The sequence below is a fragment of the Kitasatospora sp. NPDC034023 genome (assembly GCF_055575795.1).
Genome location: NZ_JBVIRY010000005.1, coordinates 36,263 through 53,729, shown reverse-complemented (window position 1 = coordinate 53,729; position 17,467 = coordinate 36,263). Strand labels below are relative to the sequence as shown.

Annotated in this window: 22 protein-coding genes; 12 read left to right on the top strand and 10 right to left on the bottom strand. The window is 73.2% G+C overall.

Going from position 1 to position 17,467, the window contains the following annotated elements:
• The first annotated feature begins 2 nt into the window (after window positions 1-2).
• The 7 genes from ACZ52R_RS09270 to ACZ52R_RS09240 all read left to right on the top strand — a co-directional run bounded on the left by ACZ52R_RS09270 (window position 3) and on the right by ACZ52R_RS09240 (window position 3,020).
• Window positions 3-254, top strand: coding sequence for a gas vesicle protein GvpG (locus tag ACZ52R_RS09270; protein ID WP_360500283.1), 252 nt, complete (start codon window positions 3-5; stop codon window positions 252-254).
• Window positions 255-659: 405 nt separating this feature from the next.
• Window positions 660-899: a gas vesicle protein GvpO gene (gene gvpO, locus ACZ52R_RS09265; RefSeq protein WP_396289086.1), complete on the top strand. Its 240-nt coding sequence runs from the start codon at window positions 660-662 to the stop codon at window positions 897-899.
• Entirely contained in the window at window positions 896-1,363 is a 468-nt protein-coding gene (locus ACZ52R_RS09260) for a gas vesicle protein (RefSeq protein ID WP_465663599.1), read from the top strand. The genes gvpO and ACZ52R_RS09260 overlap by 4 nt, the downstream gene beginning before the upstream one ends.
• A complete protein-coding gene (locus ACZ52R_RS09255; protein WP_465753241.1) occupies window positions 1,360-2,166 on the top strand; it encodes a GvpL/GvpF family gas vesicle protein in 807 nt (268 codons plus the stop codon). The genes ACZ52R_RS09260 and ACZ52R_RS09255 overlap by 4 nt, the downstream gene beginning before the upstream one ends.
• Window positions 2,163-2,393 carry a gas vesicle protein gene (locus tag ACZ52R_RS09250; protein WP_360500275.1) on the top strand — a complete coding sequence of 77 codons (231 nt, stop codon included), beginning with the start codon at window positions 2,163-2,165 and terminating at the stop codon, window positions 2,391-2,393. Before ACZ52R_RS09255 ends, ACZ52R_RS09250 begins: the two co-directional genes overlap by 4 nt.
• The gene (locus tag ACZ52R_RS09245; protein ID WP_360500273.1) at window positions 2,390-2,692 is read left to right on the top strand and encodes a gas vesicle protein K; all 303 of its coding nucleotides are present in this window, start codon (window positions 2,390-2,392) and stop codon (window positions 2,690-2,692) included. Before ACZ52R_RS09250 ends, ACZ52R_RS09245 begins: the two co-directional genes overlap by 4 nt.
• 142 nt (window positions 2,693-2,834) lie before the next feature.
• A complete protein-coding gene (locus tag ACZ52R_RS09240; protein ID WP_465621832.1) occupies window positions 2,835-3,020 on the top strand; it encodes a CsbD family protein in 186 nt (61 codons plus the stop codon).
• Between the two features lie 109 nt (window positions 3,021-3,129).
• Here ACZ52R_RS09240 and ACZ52R_RS09235 read toward each other — a convergent pair whose 3' ends face one another.
• Entirely contained in the window at window positions 3,130-3,510 is a 381-nt protein-coding gene (locus tag ACZ52R_RS09235; RefSeq protein ID WP_465621830.1) for a hypothetical protein, read from the bottom strand.
• Between the two features lie 222 nt (window positions 3,511-3,732).
• Here ACZ52R_RS09235 and ACZ52R_RS09230 point away from each other — a divergent pair, with 222 nt between their 5' ends.
• Entirely contained in the window at window positions 3,733-5,376 is a 1,644-nt protein-coding gene (locus ACZ52R_RS09230; RefSeq protein WP_465663596.1) for an LCP family protein, read from the top strand.
• A 100-nt stretch (window positions 5,377-5,476) separates the two neighbouring features.
• Here ACZ52R_RS09230 and ACZ52R_RS09225 read toward each other — a convergent pair whose 3' ends face one another.
• The 4 genes from ACZ52R_RS09225 to ACZ52R_RS09210 all read right to left on the bottom strand — a co-directional run bounded on the left by ACZ52R_RS09225 (window position 5,477) and on the right by ACZ52R_RS09210 (window position 8,360).
• Window positions 5,477-6,136, bottom strand: coding sequence for a double zinc ribbon domain-containing protein (locus ACZ52R_RS09225; protein ID WP_360500261.1), 660 nt, complete (start codon window positions 6,134-6,136; stop codon window positions 5,477-5,479).
• Window positions 6,137-6,231: 95 nt separating this feature from the next.
• Window positions 6,232-6,456, bottom strand: coding sequence for a hypothetical protein (locus ACZ52R_RS09220; protein WP_360500259.1), 225 nt, complete (start codon window positions 6,454-6,456; stop codon window positions 6,232-6,234).
• A gap of 254 nt (window positions 6,457-6,710) precedes the next feature.
• Window positions 6,711-7,700, bottom strand: coding sequence for a signal peptidase I (gene lepB / locus ACZ52R_RS09215; RefSeq protein ID WP_465753240.1), 990 nt, complete (start codon window positions 7,698-7,700; stop codon window positions 6,711-6,713).
• Between the two features lie 63 nt (window positions 7,701-7,763).
• Window positions 7,764-8,360: a helix-turn-helix domain-containing protein gene (locus ACZ52R_RS09210; RefSeq protein WP_360500253.1), complete on the bottom strand. Its 597-nt coding sequence runs from the start codon at window positions 8,358-8,360 to the stop codon at window positions 7,764-7,766.
• Between the two features lie 79 nt (window positions 8,361-8,439).
• Here ACZ52R_RS09210 and ACZ52R_RS09205 point away from each other — a divergent pair, with 79 nt between their 5' ends.
• The gene (locus ACZ52R_RS09205; RefSeq protein WP_465621823.1) at window positions 8,440-8,790 is read left to right on the top strand and encodes a hypothetical protein; all 351 of its coding nucleotides are present in this window, start codon (window positions 8,440-8,442) and stop codon (window positions 8,788-8,790) included.
• A gap of 43 nt (window positions 8,791-8,833) precedes the next feature.
• Here the strand turns inward: ACZ52R_RS09205 and ACZ52R_RS09200 are convergent, their stop codons facing one another.
• Window positions 8,834-10,360 (bottom strand): hypothetical protein, encoded by a 1,527-nt coding sequence (locus ACZ52R_RS09200; protein ID WP_465753239.1) that lies wholly within the window; start codon window positions 10,358-10,360, stop codon window positions 8,834-8,836.
• Window positions 10,361-10,673: 313 nt separating this feature from the next.
• Between ACZ52R_RS09200 and ACZ52R_RS09195 the strand changes: the two genes are divergently transcribed.
• A complete protein-coding gene (locus ACZ52R_RS09195) occupies window positions 10,674-12,008 on the top strand; it encodes an NAD(P)/FAD-dependent oxidoreductase (protein ID WP_465663593.1) in 1,335 nt (444 codons plus the stop codon).
• A gap of 36 nt (window positions 12,009-12,044) precedes the next feature.
• On the opposite strand, the gene ACZ52R_RS09190 is transcribed toward ACZ52R_RS09195, so the two are convergent.
• Window positions 12,045-12,965, bottom strand: a complete 921-nt coding sequence (locus ACZ52R_RS09190; RefSeq protein WP_465663592.1) for an ATP-grasp domain-containing protein — start codon at window positions 12,963-12,965, stop codon at window positions 12,045-12,047.
• Window positions 12,966-13,354: 389 nt separating this feature from the next.
• The gene (locus ACZ52R_RS09185) at window positions 13,355-13,819 is read right to left on the bottom strand and encodes a hypothetical protein (RefSeq protein ID WP_465621815.1); all 465 of its coding nucleotides are present in this window, start codon (window positions 13,817-13,819) and stop codon (window positions 13,355-13,357) included.
• Between the two features lie 97 nt (window positions 13,820-13,916).
• Between ACZ52R_RS09185 and ACZ52R_RS09180 the strand changes: the two genes are divergently transcribed.
• Window positions 13,917-14,573 carry an MFS transporter gene (locus ACZ52R_RS09180; protein ID WP_465753238.1) on the top strand — a complete coding sequence of 219 codons (657 nt, stop codon included), beginning with the start codon at window positions 13,917-13,919 and terminating at the stop codon, window positions 14,571-14,573.
• 552 nt (window positions 14,574-15,125) lie between these two features.
• On the opposite strand, the gene ACZ52R_RS09175 is transcribed toward ACZ52R_RS09180, so the two are convergent.
• Entirely contained in the window at window positions 15,126-16,469 is a 1,344-nt protein-coding gene (locus tag ACZ52R_RS09175; protein WP_465753237.1) for a GH1 family beta-glucosidase, read from the bottom strand.
• A 208-nt stretch (window positions 16,470-16,677) separates the two neighbouring features.
• Complete coding sequence (locus ACZ52R_RS09170; protein ID WP_465621809.1) at window positions 16,678-16,938, bottom strand: SpoIIE family protein phosphatase; 261 nt, start codon at window positions 16,936-16,938, stop codon at window positions 16,678-16,680.
• Between ACZ52R_RS09170 and ACZ52R_RS09165 the strand changes: the two genes are divergently transcribed.
• Entirely contained in the window at window positions 16,921-17,295 is a 375-nt protein-coding gene (locus ACZ52R_RS09165; protein ID WP_465663650.1) for a hypothetical protein, read from the top strand. The two genes, ACZ52R_RS09170 and ACZ52R_RS09165, sit on opposite strands and share 18 nt — an antisense overlap.
• Window positions 17,296-17,467: the final 172 nt, after the last annotated feature.

Sequence of the window (17,467 nt, the reverse complement as noted above, 5' to 3'; positions counted from 1 at the left end):
CCATGGGTCTGATCACCGGACTGCTCACCCTTCCCCTGGCCCCTGTACGCGGCGTCGTCTGGGTGGCGGAACAGCTCTACGAGCAAGCCCGCCGGGAGCTGACCGACCCCACGGCCATCCGCGCCCAGCTCGCCGAACTGGAGGAAGCCCGCGCCAACGGCACGATCGGTGAGGAGGACGCCGCCGCGCAGGAGGAGGAACTCGTACAGCGCCTGTGGCAGGCCAAAGGCGCCGCCGGAGGCCTGGAGGTGTAGACCATGCCCGAACGCGAGCCACGCCCCCGTCGCCCTTCCGCCCCGCCCCGGGACACGGAGGAGCCTCCACGGCGCCGCCGCCCCGCCGCGGACTCCGAGCCCACCCGGCCACGGCGGCGGGCCGCGCCCGCGCCCGATCGGGAGGACGAGGCCCCGGCCCCTCGGCGCCGCCCCACGTCCGCGCCCGATCGGGAGGACGAACCACCGGCCCCTCGGCGCCGCCCCACGTCCAAGCCCGATCGGAAGGACGAGGCCCCGGCCCCTCGGCGCCGCGCCACGTCCGATCCGACGCGGCACGCACCCCGCCGCCGCTCCCCCGAGCCGCAGGAGGAGACCGAGCACCCCGCCGCACCACCCCGGCGCCGTGCCCCTTCCGCCGACCGGCTCGACGCGCGAGGCGCCGCCGTGCGTGCGGCCATCTGCGTCCAGGACCTCACCGGGCGCAGCCCGGAGGGCGTCGCCTCGCTCGACCGCACCCAGGACGGTTGGCAGGTGGGGGTGGAGGTGCTGGAGGCACACCGCATTCCCGATTCGACCGACATCCTGGCCGTCTACCAGGTCGTGCTGGATCCCGAGGGCGAGCTCGTCTCCTACCGCAGGGAACGCCGCTATCACCGGGGCCGGGCGAACGAGGAGCTGTCATGAGTGAGTTGAGCGGCTACGGCGGCGCCGGCCCGCTGTCGCACCTGCCGAGGACCTCCGCGGCTCCGCAGTCCGCGAATCTGGCCGACCTGCTCGAGCGGGTGCTCGACAAGGGCATCGTCATCGCCGGGGACATCCGGATCAACCTGCTGGACATCGAGCTCCTCACGATCAAGATCCGCCTGCTCATCGCCTCGGTCGACCGGGCCCGCGAGATGGGCATCGACTGGTGGGAGCACGACCCGAGTCTCTCCTCCGGCCGGCGCGACCTCGCCACCGAGAACCGGCTCCTCCGCGAGCGCCTCGGCCAACTCGAGGCCTCCCACAGCCTGTCCGCCGCCACCGACGCCTCCAGTGCCACCGACGACTCCAGTGCCACCGACGCCGCTACCGAGCAGGTGGCCGCCCCCCGCCCCGCCCGCAAGACCACCCGCACCCGGCGCACGCCCCGGATCGACCCCTCATGAGCACCCAGCCGCCGACCAACACCTGGCTCTACGCCATCGCCGACGCCGGATGCACACCCCCGCCCGGTCTCACCGGTGTGGCCGGCGAAACGCTGCGCGCCATCGCCGCGCCGGACCTGACCGCGCTGGCCGGCAGTGTGCCCCGGGGAGACTTCGACGAGGAGCCGCTCCGCGCGCACCTCGCGGACGCCGCCTGGCTGGAGCACGCCGTCCGCGCGCACCACCGCGTGGTCGACACCCTCGCCCGTACGGCCCCGATGCTGCCCCTGCGCTTCGCCACCCTCTACCGGGACGACCGGCGGGCGGCCGCCATGCTCGAGCGGCACCACGACGAACTGCTCGCCTCACTCGGGCGCGTCACCGGGCGCGTCGAGTGGGGTGTCAAGGCCTACGCCAGGCTCGCCGGCCCGACGCCCGACGCCGCCGCCGAGAGCGGCGATACCCGGCAGGATCCGGCGGCGCGCCCCGGCACGGCCTACCTCCTGCGCCGCCAGGCCCAGCACCACCGCCGGGAGCAGGACCAGCAGCAGGCCGCGGACGACGCCCAGGACGTCCACACCGCGCTCGCGCAGGCCGCCGCCGAGGCAACCCGCCACCCCCTGCAGCGGCCCGAAACGGTCGGCCGTACCGAGCCCATGGTCCTCAACGGCGCCTACCTCGTCGAGCAGGCCCGCACGGCCGCCTTCCACGCGGCCGTCGACGCGGCGTCCGCCCGCTTTCCCGGCCTGCGCCTGGAGACGACCGGCCCCTGGCCGCCCTACTCCTTCACCGCGGCCGTCCAACCCGGCGATGAGCAGCGATGACCACCGGCTCCCGACCCCCCACCGCCCGGCCCGGGCTGCCGCCCACCGTGCCCGAGCGGAACGTTGCCCTGGTCGACCTGCTGGACCGTCTGCTGGCCGGCGGGGTCGTCATCGCGGGCGAGATCACCCTGTCCATCGCCGATGTGGACCTCGTGCGGATCAGCCTGCGCGCCATGATCGCCTCGGTCCGCGCCGCGACCCAAGCCACCGACCAGGAGCCGACGTGAGCGCGCCCGACACACAACCCCAGGCCGCCCGCCGCGTCCCGCTGGAACCCGAGACCGTCGCCCGCGACCTCACCTGCCTGGTCCTGGCCCTGGTCGAGCTGGTCCACCAGCTCATGGAGCGCCAGGCCCTGCGTCGCATCGACCAGGGAGACCTCGACGACGACCAGGTCGAGTCCCTGGGCCTGACCCTGATGGCCCTGGAACAACGCGTCGACGAGCTGCGCGAGCACTTCGGTCTCACCCCGGACGACCTCAACATCGACCTCGGCCCGCTCGGCCCCCTCCTCGCCCCCGACTGACCCCGACCGACCGCGACCGACCGCGGCGCCGCCGGCTCGCGGACCGGCTCGGGCTTCACATTTCCGCAGGCCACGGGTCTGAAATCGCCGACCCGGGGCATACGCGTCAATGGATCCCGTCTCCTCGAGGAATGAGGACACCATGAGTGTCGGCAAGAAGGCCAAGCACACCGCGACCACGACCAAGGGCAAGGTCGAGGAAGCCGCTGGCAAGACGGTCGGCAATGAACGACTCATCGCCAAAGGAAAAGGCGACCAGGTCAAGGGCGACATCGCCCAGGCCGGCCGCAAGGCCAAGGACGCCATGAAGGACGTGACCGGACACTAGCCGTACGGCTGGGCAGGTCGTGCGCGGAGCCGCCCTCGGGGGCGGCTCCGCATCAACGTCGGTGAGCCGGTGTCGAGCCGGCCCGGACGGGAGTGTCGGCGAACTGTGCCTACTTGCGGCGGCTGAAGATCCGCTTCGCGGCGTAGATGATCCCGACGATCAGGAGCACGAAGAAGAGGATGATCAGGATGATCACGACCAGGAAGAACTTGCCCAGCTTGGCGAGGAAGCCCTTCTTCTTCTTGGTGTCCTTGGCCGCGAGGTGCGAGGCATCGCTGCTCGACGGGGCGACGGACGAGGCGATCGACGAGGCGGCCGGTGCGGCGGTGGCCCGGCCCGCGTAGGCCGGTGCGCCGGGGCCGGACGCGGCAGCGGCGACGGTTCGGGGTGCGGCCACGGCCGTCGCGCTCGACGCCGCGGCGGTGAGGCCTGCGGCGGCCAGCAGTGCCACCAGGGCGCCGGCTATCGAACGTGCGATCCGGTGAGTCATCGTGCTCCTCGTGCGGGTTCGGGGTGGTGTGGATGAGCCCGGTCAGCCAATTCTCATGGTCTGACCAGCTGGTTTTCTCATCTGCGCCTAGTATGCTCCACTGAAGTTCTACAGCGGTGTAAAAGTTTGGCGACGGGCCCTCGCCCGGATCGGCTCCGGCCCCGGGCCACGCAAGCCCACCGCTCCGACGGGGGCTCCGTGGCAACTGTGGAGGATGACGACGTGTCTGGCCGCAAGGGTTCCCCCGACGCCGAGATTTCGCCGAACCGGGCGGGCGGACGCCGGGCGGCGAGCCGAAAGGCCACTCCGGATCGGGGCGAAAAGGACACAGCGGACACCGCGGACGGCCGTCCGGCGAGCCGGGCGAAGAAGAAGCCCAAGCGCAGCACCAAGGAGAAGGTGCTCTGGACGACCGCCGGCTGCACCGCGCTCGTGCTCCTCGCCGGTGGCGCCCTCTACTACCGCCTGGACAGCAACATCTCCACCTTCGACCGCGACGCCGTCAGCAAGGACCGCCCGGAGGCCGCGGCCCCGGACGCCCAGGGCCGGACCCCGGTGAACGTCCTGCTGATCGGCTCGGACAGCCGTGGCAACGGCAACAGCGACCTGGGCGGCGGCGGGGACGGCGGCGCCCGCTCGGACACCGCGATCCTGCTGCACGTCTACGCCGACCACAAGCACGCCGTCGGCATCTCCATCCCGCGCGACTCCCTGGTCAACCTCCCGCCGTGCAAGCTGCCCGGCGGCAAGTGGACCAAGGAGCAGACCAATGTGATGTTCAACAGCGCCTTCTCCGTGGGCAACACCGAGCAGGGCAACCCGGCCTGCACCCAGAACGCCGTCGAGAAGCTGACCAACCTGCGCGTCGACCACACCATCGTGGTGGACTTCAACGGCTTCGCCTCGATGACCAAGGCGGTCGGCGGCGTCGAGGTCTGCCTCCCGAACGACATCCACGAGGGGGACCTCAACCCCAATCTGGGCCACAAGGGCAAGCTGATCTTCGCCAAGGGCAAGCAGAAGGTCGAAGGCCAGACCGCGCTCGACTACGTCCGGGTCCGCCACGGCATCGGCGACGGCTCCGACATCGGCCGCACCAAGCGCCAGCAGGCCTTCCTCTCCTCCCTCATCAAGGAGATCAAGTCCCGCGGCATGGACCCGACCACCCTGCTGCCGCTCGCCGACGCGGCCACCAAGTCGCTGACCGTCGACCCCGACCTCGGCTCGGCCGCCAAACTGCTCGACTTCGCCATGTCCCTCAAGAACGTGGACCTGCACGACGTCAAGTTCCTGACCACGCCCTGGCGTTACGAGGGACCGCGGGTCGCCCTGGTCCACCCGGACGTCGACCAGCTCTGGGCCGCCCTCAAGGCCGACCGCACCATCGACGGCCAGGACGCGAGCGCGCCCGCCGGCTCCGGATCCGCCGCCGAGGCGACACCCACCCCGTCCGAGACCCCGACCACGGATGCCGCCAGGGCCGCCGACATCAAGGTCTCCGTGCTCAACAGCACCGGCCAAGCCGGGCTCGGCGGCAAGGCCGCGGAGGCCGTCAAGGGCGCCGGATACACCGTCACCACCGTCGGCAACGCGACCGGGAAGGCCCGCAGCACCACGGTCGTCGAGTACGGCGCGGGCGAGCGCGGCTCCGCCGAGGCGGTCGCCAAGCTGTTCCCGGGCGCGACCGTCCAGCCCGGCGGCCGGGGCGTCAACGTCGTCCTCGGCCACGACTTCGCGGCCGCCAACCCGGCGACCGCCGCCACCTCGGCCCCCGGCGCCACCACCCCGGCCCCGCTGCCCACCAGCGTCAGCGGCACCGCCCGCTCGGCGGACGACGACCCCTGCGCCAACGTCTCGTACGGCTGAGCGGCGGCCCGCGGCCGCTCCCCCGCACACGACGGCGGGGCGGCCCCGGACCGCCGTCCCGGGGTCGCCCCGCCGTCTCGCCCTCCGCGCCGACTCCGCGTCAGCGTCTCGTCCCGCAGGACGGGCAGAAGGCGGCACCGTCCGGAACGTCCTGGTGGCAGCTCGCGCACTGGACGGCCTGCGCCAGCCGGAAGCCGCACCCCGGGCAGAACGGCGTGCCGTGCGTCTCGGTGTGGCACTGCGGGCAGACCAGCTGGCGCGGCGCGTCGACGTCGAACGCGGCGCCCGACTGCTGCCCCGCCTTGTACGCGCGGTCGCTGACCGCGTCGTTGAGGCCGCGGTGCTGCGCCGCCATCGCCTCGGCCGCGGTGTCCGGGGCGCAGCTGAAGCAGAGGCCCTGGGCGGGGTTGAAGCAGCGGCCGCAGACGTAGTGGGTGCACCGGGCGCACCGGTTGAAGTGCGTCTGGGCGTTGGCGATCGCCCGTTGGAAGGCGGCGTCCCGCGAGCCGCCCCAGGTCTGACCGGCCAGGCCGTCGGCGGCGTTGCTGATGGTGTTGGCGTTGCCGCCGATGAGGTTCCAGGCCGCGCTGACGCCCTTGCCGATCCACCCGGCCATCTGGCCGGTCCGGAACGCCTCGAACGGCGAACGCCAGGTGTCCGAGCAGCGGTAGCAGGAGAACTCGAACTGGAAGCCCGCGCCGGTGCCGTGCTGCTCGCACAGGTCGCGGTAGTTGCTGCTGAAGTAGATCTCCGAAGTCACGTCGTCCCCGGTCGCTGAAGTGGCATGTCGGCGGTCGCTCCCAGGGACGACAGGGGCCGCCCGACGGTTCCGCCAAGGAGTTGCGGCCGGGCTGTTCAGAGCCCCGCGACCGGTAACAACAGCACCCGCGCCGGGTCGAACCTCTCCCAGCGCGCGGGCCGACCGCTGCGACCGACCCGCAGCCGGCACCAGCGCCCGCCGGCCGTGTCCTGCCACCAGCCGCTGATCCGGCCGAGCGCCCAGACGCCGTCGCCGAGGTCCACCTCGACCGGCTGGTAGACCCACTGGACGTCGCGGTCCGCCGGGTCGACCCGGTCCACCCGATTCTCCCGGTCCGCCGGCTCTTCGGCTCCCCGGGGACCGCACTGACTCTCCATCACGGCTCCGCCTCCCGACCCGGCCTCGGCCGCGGCGGCCGCCCGGTGCGGGGCGGCCGTCGCGGCCGGAGGTGCAGCACAGCACACCTCAGGACTCTACAGGCGTGTAGAGAACGGCGGGAGGGGTTCGTCGAAGCCGGTCGACCCAATCCCCAACGGGCCGAGCCGAATCGGGCCGAGCCGGTGGGCGGATCAGCTCAGCGGCCCGTGCGCACCGGCCGCCGGCGCCGCCACAGCGCCACCGGCACGACCCCGGCCAGCGCGAGCGCCGCCGACGCGGGCGGCGCCTCGAACGGGGCGCCGGCCGCCCCGGCCGCCCCCGCCGGCACCTTGTCGAAGGTGCCCGGCACGGGCAGGGTGGACCAGTTCGACAGCGGCCACGCCACCACGAAGGCCCGGCCGATCACGTTGCCCACCGGCACGAAGCCGTCGCCGGTCACGTTGTGGTGCCAGCGGGAGTCCCGCGAGTTGTTGCGGTGATCGCCCATCACCCAGAGCTTGCCCTTGGGCACGGTGATGGTGCCGACCGGGTCGTCGTCGCAGGGCGTCGAACCGGGGAACAGGTACGGCTCGTCCAGCGCGAAGCCGTTCACCTTCACCGGGCCGCCCGCCTCGCACTGGATGGTGTCCCCGCCGACCCCGATCACCCGCTTGATCAGGTCCTTCTCGTCCGCCGAGGGCATCAGGCCGACGGTGCTCAGCGCCTTCCGGGCGGAGTCCATGACGGAGTCGCCGGAGGTGGTCGGCGTGCTTTCCAGCCAGCCGCCCGGATCGTGGAAGACCACCACCTCCCCGCGCTCCGGCTCCGCGCCGAACCACGGGGTGAGCTTGTCCACCAGCACCCGGTCACCGATCGCCAGGGTCTGCTCCATCGACCCGGACGGGATGGAGAAGGCCTGCACGAAGAAGGTCTTGATGCCGAGCGAGAGCAGCAGGGCGATCACCAGCAGGATCGGCAGCTCCTGCCAGAACGGGCGCTTCTTCCGCGGGCGCTTCGCTCCCTTGTCCGGATCCTCCCCTGCGCCAGGCTCCGCGCCCGACCCCGCGCCCGACCCCGCACCGGGCCCCGCGCTCGCGCGCACGCCCCCGCCCCCGCCCCCGGCCGCCCGGCCGTCCTCGGCCTCGGCCTCGTCGCGCTCCCCGGCTCCGCCGCTCTCGCCGGACTCCGCGCTCTGCTGCACACTCATGTTCTCGGCCCCTCCCGACGGCCTGACGGGAGCCCCAACGGAGACCCCCTGTCAGGAACGAACCTACCGAACAGAGGTTCCCGGGCGCGCCCTGACGTGCATCCGCTCGCCCTGCGGGCCGAACAGGCTCAGGAACTCCACCGGCTGCGGGCCCGCGTTGCCGAACGCGTGCGGGGTGCGGGTGTCGAACTCGGCGGCCTCACCGGCCGTCAGCACCAGGTCGCGCGATCCGAGCACCAGCCGCAGCCGGCCGGACAGCACGTACAGCCACTCGTAGCCCTCGTGGACCTTCAACTCCGGCTCCGGCTCGGTGTTCCGGCCCGGCGGCACGATGTGCTTGAACGCGTGCATCCCGCCCAGGTGACGGGTGAGCGGGATGATCGTCTGGCCGTTCCTGGTCACCGGGCGCGGATGGATCCGCGGGTCGCCGGTGGCCGGTGCGCCGACCAGTTCGTCCAGCGGCACCCGGTACTCCCGGGCCAGCGGCAGCAGCAGCTCCAGGGTCGGCTTGCGCTGCCCGGACTCCAGCCGGGACAGGGTGCTGAGTGAGATGCCCGTCGCCGCGGCCAGTTTGGCGAGCGTGGTGCCCCGCTCCCGGCGCAGGGCCCGCAACCGGGGACCCACCGTGGTGAGGACGCTCTCGAAGTCTTCGTCGACCATGCCTGCCATTTGCCGGTACGGCAAGGTGGCTTGTCAATCCGGCACCCGGGTGAGCTCCGCCGCGAGCTAACCTCGCGTCATGCGCATCCTCCTCACCCGGGACAGCGTCGCCGCCGGCGACGACGTGGACGCCCCGCACACCGCGACGGCCGCCCTCCCCGACGGCCTCGACGTCCCGGCGGCCCTCACCGCCCTCGGGCTCCCCCGGCCCCGGCTGCCACTGATCGGCGGCGGCCGCGCCACCTGGGTGGTGCGCGGCGCCGACGGCACCGCGCTCGCCGTCCTCGCCCAGCAGTGGCCGCGGCCGCGCCCGCTGCCGGCCGGCCGGGGCCCGCTCGCCGGGCTGGCCGGACCGGACGGCACCGTCCGGCTGCACGTCGAGTACCGGCGCCAACTCGACCCGGACGCCGAGTACCGGCGGCTCCGCTGAGACCGAGGACCAGCGGCTCCGCTGAAGCCGACCGCGCCTCCGGCTACCGGTACTCGCGCAGCCGGGGCCGCACCCCGATCGCGGTCAGGCCCAGCGCCACCGCCAGCACACCCGCCGCGAGGGCCGCGGTGGTGCCGTCCAGGTCGCCGTCGGTCTCGGCGACCGCCCGGTCCATCGCGGCGGCGTTGATCGCGATGGTGTCCCCGATCGCGTTGCCCAGCTGCTCGAAGTCGTAGTTGGACTGCCCCTTCGAGAGGCCGGTGTTGAGCGTGACCGCCTCCTTGAGCTTCCCGGCGGTGCGCAGGTCGCGGATCCTGCGGTCGGTCGCCTGGTACTGCCGGAAGGTGTCCAGCACGCGCTCGGCGGCGTCCTGCTCCCCCGCGAAGGTGACGTTGCGCAGTTCGCTGCCGAGGTAGCCGCCGAAGGGGACCACCGCGCGGTCGGCGCGGTGGCGCTCGGCCGCGTCCGCCAGCCGGGCGTTGTAGTCCGCCAGGGTGGCGCCCTCGATCCGGGCGATCGCCTGGGTCTGCTCGAGGAAGACCTGCTCGTACGCGACGGCACGGGTCGGGTCGATCAGGTAGCGGCTCTCGTCGGCGTTCATGTCGTACGCGACGGCGCGGGCCCGGCTGAGCGCGATCACCGAGTCGTAGGCGTTGCTCTTGGCGGTCACCAGGTGGTCCTCGGCCCGGCCCGCCAGGTTCAGCCCGATCACCAGCACCGCGCCGGTCAGCAGCGTGACGGCGGCCAGCGCCGGATTGACCACCCGGCGGTAGCGCACGACGAGGGCGCGCTGGAGCCCGAGCAGCACGACGAGGGCAAGCAGGCCGACGGCGAGCAGCCACCACCAGCCGCTGCCCAGCGCGTCGCGCTGCTGCTGGTAGACGCGCTCGACGGCGGCGTCGTTGGCGACGGTGACCTGGTCGGCGGCGGGCAGCAGCTGCCCGCGCAGCAGGTCGGTGGCCTGCCGGTAGGTCTCCAGCGCGGCCGGCGAGGGCTGACCGGCCGGCGACCCGGCCTGCTCCTCCAGCAGCTGCGCCCGGGCCACCAGGGCCTCGTAGCTGCCGAGCCGGCCGAGCACCAGCTGGACGGCGCGCTGCCCGGCCTGGTCGTCGGTCGCCGCCTGGGCGGCCTGCTGGAGGTCGTCGTCGGCCTGGGCGCGGCGCTGCTCGTAGGTGTCCAGGGTCTGTGTGCGCAGCGTCGTGTACTCGGGGTCGGCGCCGACCAGCAGCAGGTTGGCGGCCTGGGCGTCCATGTCGCTCAGCGCGAAGTACAGGTCGGCGGCGCGGGTGGCCTGCGGGGCGGCCCGGTGGCCGATGGTGTCGGTCCCGTCGCGGGCCCCGGCGAGCACCACGGTGGCGGTCACCCCGAGGCCGAGCAGGGCGGCCAGGCTCAGCGCGGTGAGGCCGCGCACCAGGCGCGGGGTGGTCCAGTGGGCCCGGCTGCCGACGGTACGGGCGCCCCGGACGAGGCGGGCGAGGGCGCCCGGCGGGACGGGTTCCGCCGTCTCGGGCGGGCTTTCCTCCTTCGAGGTGGCCGCCGCCCCGTCCCTGTGCTCTGTGGAGGTCGTCATGACCACACGTCCCTTTCCCCCGTGGCACGGCCCGCCGGTGCCCCGGACATAACCGGCGAACCCGAACGCAGAACCGTTTCTGTCTGCCGCTTCTCGCTACTGATCTCTCTTCCGCCGCGCGACGCTAGTGCCACACCACCCCGGGTAGAGCGCTCCCTGACGCCTCCTTGACACCGCCGGGCACCGTTCTTGACGCTTCCTTAGCGCCCGCGACCCGGGGGGTGTCAGGGAGTGTCAACAGGCGCCCGCTACGAGGATGTTCGTCCAGGTGAAGCGGTTACGGAGGTCGGCACGCACCACTACGCTACGTGCCATGAGTTCTTCGGAGAGGGCCCCCGGGCGGGGCACGGCGGTGGTGGTAGGCGGCGGGCTGGCCGGGCTGGCGGCAGCCTGGGCGCTGCGCGGCCAGGCCGAGCGGATCGTCGTGGTGGAGCGGGACCACTACCCGGCGGAGGCGGCGTTCCGGGCCGGGGTGCCGCAGGGCCGGCACGCGCACCTGATACTGGAGGCCGGGCACCGGGCGCTGGAGGAGATGATGCCCGGGATCAAGCAGGAGCTGATGGCCGCGGGCGCGATCCGGGTGACCACCTCGGAGGTCAAGTGGCTCAGCTCCGCCGGGTGGATGGCCGAGTACCCGGCGCGGATGGCCTTCCTCTCCTGCACCCGGCCGGTGCTGGACCAGCTCGTCCTGGACCGGGTCCGCACCGAGTCCTCGATCGAGCTCCTGGAGGGCACCGACGTGGTCGGCCTGCTCGGGTCGGCCGGGACGGTGACCGGGGTGAAGATCCGCGAACGGGGCCCAGAGCGCGGCGAAGTCCGCGACCTCCCGGCCGAGTTGGTGGTGGACGCGGCGGGCCGCTCGACCTCGGTGCCGAAGTGGCTGACCGAACTGGGCTGCCGCCCGGCGCCCGAGGAGCGGGTGGACGCGGGCGTCGCGTACACCTCCCGGCTCTTCCACCGCCCGGCCGGGGTCGACCTCGGCGGCCAGGCCGTCTACCTGCAGACCAAGGCCCCGGACGCGCCGCGGATGGGCGTCCTGCTGCCGGTCGAGGGCGACCGCTGGATCGTCAGCCTCGCCGGGATGCGCGGCGCCGAACCCGAACCCGGCGAGGAGGGGTTCACCCGGCACCTGGCCGGGCTGCGCGACCCGCTGCTCCGCGAAGCGCTGCGGGACGCCGAACCGGCGGGCGAGGTGCGCGGCTTCGTCCCCGGCCCGGGCGTGCGGCGGCACTACGACCGCAGCTGCCCGGACGGCCTGGTGGTGGTGGGCGACGCCGCGAGCACCTTCAACCCGGTGTACGGCCAGGGCGTCACCGTCGCCCTGTTCTGCGCCCAGGCGCTGCGCCGCACCGCGCTACGGCAGGGCGGCATCGGCCACGCCGCGGCCCGGGACGCGCGGCGCGCCATCGCGGCGGTGTCCAAGAACCCGTGGGTGATGTCCTGTGCCGAGGACGCCCGCTTCGCCACCACCACGGGCGCGCCCTCCGGCGCCCTGCTGAAGCTCCAGCACCGCTTCCTGGACAAGGTGCTGGCCGGCGCCACCCGCGACCCGGTGGTCACCGCGGCCTTCCACGAGGTGATGTCCCTGGTGGAGCCGCCGTCGCTGCTGTTCCGCCCGTCGGTGCTGGGCGCCGTCCTGCGGAGCTGAACCGGCTCCGTGCCGGGCCGCTCCCGGCGGCGGGCGCTACTCGCCGAGGTGCGCGGCGACGTAGGGCAGCGCCACCTGCTCCAGGGCGCGCCGGCCGAAGGCGGGGTGGACGTTGACCTCGAAGACCACGCCGCCGCTCTCGGCGGCGAGGTCCACGCCCGCCAGGTCGAGACCCAGGGACGCGGTCGCGCTGATGGCCAACTCGGCCAGCTTGTCCGGCAGTTCACCGTCGTCCAGCAGGGTGGACACGGCGCCACGGCACTCGTTGCACGGGGCGTCCGGGTCCGCCTGCACGTGCTCGACCGCGCGGACCACGCGGCCGTGCAGCACCACCACCCGGAACTGGTGGCGCCGGCCGTCCGGCAGGAAGTTGCGGGCGTCGCGGGCGATCAGCCACTCCGCCCCCGTCTGCGCGTAGTACCGTGCGGCGGCGGCGAGTTGGGCATGGGTGGTGACATGGAAGACGTCGTCGCCGCCCATCCCGACGCAGGGCCGGGCCCAGACGTCGCCGCCGAGTTCCTCGAAGGCCTCGGCGGCGGCCTCCGGGCTCGGCCGGGAGAACGCGACGCTGGGCATGTGCGGGACGCCGTCCCGGACGAAGCTCGCGACGGTGGAGTCCTTCTCGGTGGCGGCCCGCCACGCCTCGGCGTCGGTGCCGAGCGAGCGGGCACCGTGGCCGCGCAGCAGCCGCTGGCAGTCCTCGAACGCTCGGCGCCGGTGCGGCGGGATCTCGTACACGACCACCGCGTCGGCGGCCACCGCCCGACCGTCCGTCACCAGCCGGAACCCGTCCGCGCCGTCGGCCTCGATCCGACCGCCGCCACCGTCCATGAACGGCCGGGCGTCCACGTGCACGGGCTCCCGCCCGGTCAACGCCCGTGCGGCGGCGGCAAGCACCTCCCGACTGCCTTCGGTCGAGCTGTGATCGGTCAGGAGAACGAGATCAGGTCGGCCCATCCGGCCATGGAAGCGGCCACCGCCCGCCGGCCACAAGACAGCCTCCCAGGCCACCCGCCGAACGCCATGGCCGAAACCGGGTACTCGCGGAGGCGGGCTTCCGTGAACCGGCCGACCGGGCCCCGCGCTCAAACATTCGAAGACGGGCCGACCCTGACCGCTTGTCATGACTGAAACACCATCGGGCTGGGCATACCATCGATAGCCCACCGATGGGCCCGGCTGAAGCTCCCCCACGAAGCGCAACCGGGCCCTTGGCCGGCGACCGGGCCTGGACGTGACTCCCCCCACGGAGTGGCGGCCAGGCCCGCATGGTGTTCAACCAGCGACACGCAGCGTACATGCCATATCCACGTAACGCTACCGCGCGGCACTCGGTCCTGCGGGGCTCAGGCCGCCGGCGCGGCAGGAGGCGGCGCCGGCGACTCCTCCCCGGGATCGGTGACCACGAGGATGACGTGCCTCGCGTCGTCACTGTGAACGGCGCCGGCCCGGTAGCCGGGCGGGAGGTACAGGGCCTCGCCGCTCAGGGTGGGGACTTCGGCGGCGGGGCCACCCGGGGACCGGAGCGTCCAGCGGCTCGATCCGGCGGACTGGATCACCAGGACGTGGCCGTTGGGCAGGCGGGCACCGGTGGCGTGCTCGACCTTCCAGCCCAGCAGGGCGGTGAGGCCCGCGGCGACGTACCCGGCCAGTGCCGTGTCCGGCGGCCCGCCCGCGCCCCGGGGGACGAGGGGGTCGTTCTCGGGCCAGAGCAGCCCGAAGGTGCGGGCGAAGTGGGCGTCCAGGAAGAGCGCCGGCTCCTGGAGGTAGGGATCCAGCCCGGGGCGCTCGCTCAGGCGTTCCCAGTCCACGTGTTGTCTCCTCGAGGAGTCGCTCGGACCGGAGCCGTCCCACGAGCCCTTCCTCCGCAGCGCCCTCGCGGGCATCCGGCACATCAGCGCCACACCGGTGCTGGCCCAGATCGGCTACGCCGCGGCCTGCGCGTTCTGCGTCATCGGCCTGAGCCACACCGTCATGTTCGCGGTCGTGGACGAGGGGCTGGGCCGGCCGCCCTCGGCGCTCGGCACGCTCAACGCCGTCCAGGGCGTCGGCGCGGTGATCGGCGGCCTCACGGTCTCCGCACTGATCCGGCGGGTCGGCATGGCGCGCACCGCCGGCCTCGGGACCTTCGCGTTCACGCTGGCGGCGCTCGCCTACTGCGTGCCGCACCTGGCGTTCGTCGTCGCGGGCGAGGTCGCGGACGGGGTCGCGCTCACCTGGACCATGGTGGTGCTGTCGTCCGCGGCGCAGCTCCACACGCCGTCCCGGCTCCAGGGCCGTGTCAACGCCACGTGCACGATGCTGGTGCTGGTCCCGCAGTCACTGTCGCTCGCCGCCGGCGCGGTCCTCATCGACCGGTTCGACTACCGGACGCTGCTGATCGTGATGGCGGCGGTTACCGCGGCCTGCGCCGCCGTGCTGGTGCTGAGGCCGACCCTCGCGCTCACCGAACGAACGCTCACGACCTCGGCGCCGACCGAACCTTCGGACCGGACCAAAGCGACGGAGCAGGCCGAACCGGCGGGCCGGGACGCCGCCAACTCCGGCCCGGCGGCGCAGCGCTGAGGCCCGCGGCCGACCCCGCCCCCGCGGGCGGAGCGACAACACCCCAGGCGCCGCCGAAATACTGACGGCATGTCATGACTGAACCACTGTTCGACCGGGCATAACACCCTCACCCACCGGCGGGCCCGGCTGAAGCTCCCCCACGAGCCCAACCGGGACCTGGCCGGCGGCCGGGCCTGGACGTGACTCCCCCCACGGAGCGGCGGCCAGGCCCGCATGGTGTTCAACCAGCGACACGCAGCGTACTTGTCATATCGACGTAACGCTACTGCGCCCTTTACGCCGGGGCTCCCGGCTTCCGCGCCTCGATCAGGAACCGCGCCGAGTAGGCGACGAACGGCCCCCCGGAGGTTCCGACCACATGGCGACCACAGGCCTCACCCGCGGCATGGGCAGCTTCTTCAAGGAGTGCGAGCACCCGGAGTCGCGCTGGAGCAGGTGACCGCATGAGGCGGGCTTCGGCCCGTCGAACAGGCTGTCATGACAGGAGGACCGTAACCACCAGTCACGAGCTTTCCCAACTCGCCGATATCGCAAAGAAGTTACCGAGCTCTACATTGCACTCCGCGCCCGGTGGGCAGCGATCAGGTCTCGGTACCAGGCGTACGAGGCCTTCGGCGTGCGCCGCTGCGTCGCGAAGTCGACGTGGACCAGACCGAACCTCTGACGGAACAGCCCCTCCGCCCATTCGAAGTTGTCGAGGAGGGACCAGGTGTAGTAGCCGCGGACGTCGACTCCTTCGGCGGCGGCCTGGGCGAGGGCGTCGAGGTGGGCGGACATGAAGTCGATGCGGGGCTGGTCGGGGACGGTCTCCTCGGTGACGGAGCAGCCGTTCTCGGTGATGGTGACGGGCGGGAGGGCCTTGCCGTAGGTATCGCGGAGGCCGAGGAGGAGTCGGGTGAGGGCGACGGGGACGACGGGCCAGCCGAAGGCGGTGTGGGGAGCGTCGGGAATGTCGACGAGGTTGAAGGGCAGCCCGGGTTCGGTGGGGGCGGCGACGCGGGTGGGGTTGTAGAAGTTGAGGCCGAGGCCGTCGAGACCGGGGGCGTGGACGAGGTCCAGGTCGCCGGGGCGGACGGCGCCGAAGATGTCCTCGGGCACGCCGAGGGCGGAGAGGTCAGGGTAGTGGCCGAGGAGGACGGGGTCGGTGAACAGGCGGTTGTGCAGGGCGTCGTAGGCCTTGGCGGCGGCCGCGTCTTCGGCGGAGTCGGAGGCCGTCTCCACCGGGGTGAGGTTGTTGGAGAGCATCACCTCCAGGCCGCGATCGTGGAGCAGGGACGCGGCCAGGCCGTGGGCGAGGAGCTGGTGGTGAGCGGCCGGGAGCGCCTCGAACATCAGGGTGCGGCCGGGGGCGTGGGTGCCCAGCGCGTAGCCGAAGACCGTGTGGACAAAGGGCTCGTTGAGCGTGATCCAGGTGGGAACGCGGTCGCCCAGGCGGTCGGTGACGACGGCCGCATACTCGGCGAAGCGGTAGGCGGTGTCGCGGTTGAGCCAGCCGCCGGTGTCCTCGAGCGCCTGGGGAAGGTCCCAGTGGAAGAGGGTGGGCAGCGGGGCGATGTCGGCCTCGAGCAGGGCGTCGACCAGGCGGTCGTAGAAGGCGAGTCCGGCCTCATTGACCTTGCCGGCGCCGGTGGGCAGGACGCGGGGCCAGGCGATGGAGAAGCGGTAGCCGTCCAGCCCGAGGCCCCTCATCAGGGCGATGTCCTCGGGGTACCGGTGGTAGTGGTCGCACGCGACCTCGCCGGTGTGCCCGTCGCGGACGGCGCCCGGGCGCGCGGTGAAGGTGTCCCAGACGGACGGGCCGCGGCCGTCCTCGTCCACCGCCCCCTCGATCTGGTAGGCGGCGGTGGCGGCACCCCAGCGGAACCCCGCCGGCAGGTCGAAGCGATCCGGCATGGCAGCCTCCTGGCGGTAATGTGAGGATTCCTCATGTTACCGACGCCGCGCCGGAACACCAGAGGACCATCAGCCGAGCCCAAAGACGCGCACACCCGGTCCCGCCCTGGTCCACGACGACTCGGCTGCTCGATCGCCCGGTACACGGAGGTCGAGCGTGACCGGACTGCCTCGGTGTGGCGCGGCGGCTGGGCCACGGTGTGGCGGGTCAGCCGACCCGCACGCCGATGAGGCAGGTGTCGTCGTCGGTGTCCGCGTCGGTGTACCGCAGCAGGTGGTCGAGCCTGTGTTCCAGGTCGTCCGGGCCGTCGGAAGCGCGGTTGCTCTGCGTAAGGCTGAGGAGGTTGGCGAGCGAGTCCTCCACGGAGCAGTCCCGCCGCTCGATGAGGCCGTCGGTGTACAGCAGGAGGGTGTCGCCGGACCCGAGCTCGAAGTCGCCGCCCGCGCCGTCGTGTTCGCCGCCGACCATCCCCGGCGGCGCGAGTACTGGGTCGGCGCCAGCACGGTGGCCACCCTGGTGGCGAACGCGATCGCCCCCGGGCTGCTGGACCGCTACCTGGCCCGGACCGGCTTCGACTCGCAGCAGACCGGCGAGCGCCGGCGCATCGACGGTCCGGGCAACCTCTTCGAACCGGTGGACTCCTGGCAGGACTTCGGCGCACACGGGCGCTTCGACGACCGGGCCCACCCCCGCAGCATCCAGCAGCAAGCCTCCCAAGGGATCGCCGCCGCGGCGGAAGCAGTCCGGCGGGCAGCCGCAGTTCTTCGACGCCCTCGGCCACTGACCAAGGAGGAGCAGGATGGCTTCCGTCCCCGTCCCGCCTGACCCGGACATCACCCCCACGCCCGCTCCGCCGGCTCCGCCCGCACCGCCGGACCCGGGCCGGCCGCCGGTGCCGCCTGATCCGCCCAAGCCTCCCGGGGCACCCGAGCCTCCCGCCGACCCGCCCCTGCCGGGCCGCCCCGGTGGATCCGAACCCGAGCCTGGGAACCACCCC

What these genes read in the sequence shown, in the direction of transcription:
- ACZ52R_RS09270 (WP_360500283.1), top strand. Translation starts at nt 3, where the DNA reads ATGGGTCTGATCACCGGACTGCTCACCCTTCCCCTGGCCCCTGTACGC.
- ACZ52R_RS09260 (WP_465663599.1), top strand. Translation starts at nt 896, where the DNA reads ATGAGTGAGTTGAGCGGCTACGGCGGCGCCGGCCCGCTGTCGCACCTG.
- ACZ52R_RS09255 (WP_465753241.1), top strand. Translation starts at nt 1,360, where the DNA reads ATGAGCACCCAGCCGCCGACCAACACCTGGCTCTACGCCATCGCCGAC.
- ACZ52R_RS09250 (WP_360500275.1), top strand. Translation starts at nt 2,163, where the DNA reads ATGACCACCGGCTCCCGACCCCCCACCGCCCGGCCCGGGCTGCCGCCC.
- ACZ52R_RS09240 (WP_465621832.1), top strand. Translation starts at nt 2,835, where the DNA reads ATGAGTGTCGGCAAGAAGGCCAAGCACACCGCGACCACGACCAAGGGC.
- ACZ52R_RS09235 (WP_465621830.1), bottom strand. Translation starts at nt 3,510, where the DNA reads ATGACTCACCGGATCGCACGTTCGATAGCCGGCGCCCTGGTGGCACTG.
- lepB (WP_465753240.1), bottom strand. Translation starts at nt 7,700, where the DNA reads ATGAGTGTGCAGCAGAGCGCGGAGTCCGGCGAGAGCGGCGGAGCCGGG.
- ACZ52R_RS09210 (WP_360500253.1), bottom strand. Translation starts at nt 8,360, where the DNA reads ATGGTCGACGAAGACTTCGAGAGCGTCCTCACCACGGTGGGTCCCCGG.
- ACZ52R_RS09205 (WP_465621823.1), top strand. Translation starts at nt 8,440, where the DNA reads ATGCGCATCCTCCTCACCCGGGACAGCGTCGCCGCCGGCGACGACGTG.
- ACZ52R_RS09200 (WP_465753239.1), bottom strand. Translation starts at nt 10,360, where the DNA reads ATGACGACCTCCACAGAGCACAGGGACGGGGCGGCGGCCACCTCGAAG.
- ACZ52R_RS09195 (WP_465663593.1), top strand. Translation starts at nt 10,674, where the DNA reads ATGAGTTCTTCGGAGAGGGCCCCCGGGCGGGGCACGGCGGTGGTGGTA.
- ACZ52R_RS09190 (WP_465663592.1), bottom strand. Translation starts at nt 12,965, where the DNA reads ATGGGCCGACCTGATCTCGTTCTCCTGACCGATCACAGCTCGACCGAA.
- ACZ52R_RS09175 (WP_465753237.1), bottom strand. Translation starts at nt 16,469, where the DNA reads ATGCCGGATCGCTTCGACCTGCCGGCGGGGTTCCGCTGGGGTGCCGCC.
- ACZ52R_RS09170 (WP_465621809.1), bottom strand. Translation starts at nt 16,938, where the DNA reads ATGGTCGGCGGCGAACACGACGGCGCGGGCGGCGACTTCGAGCTCGGG.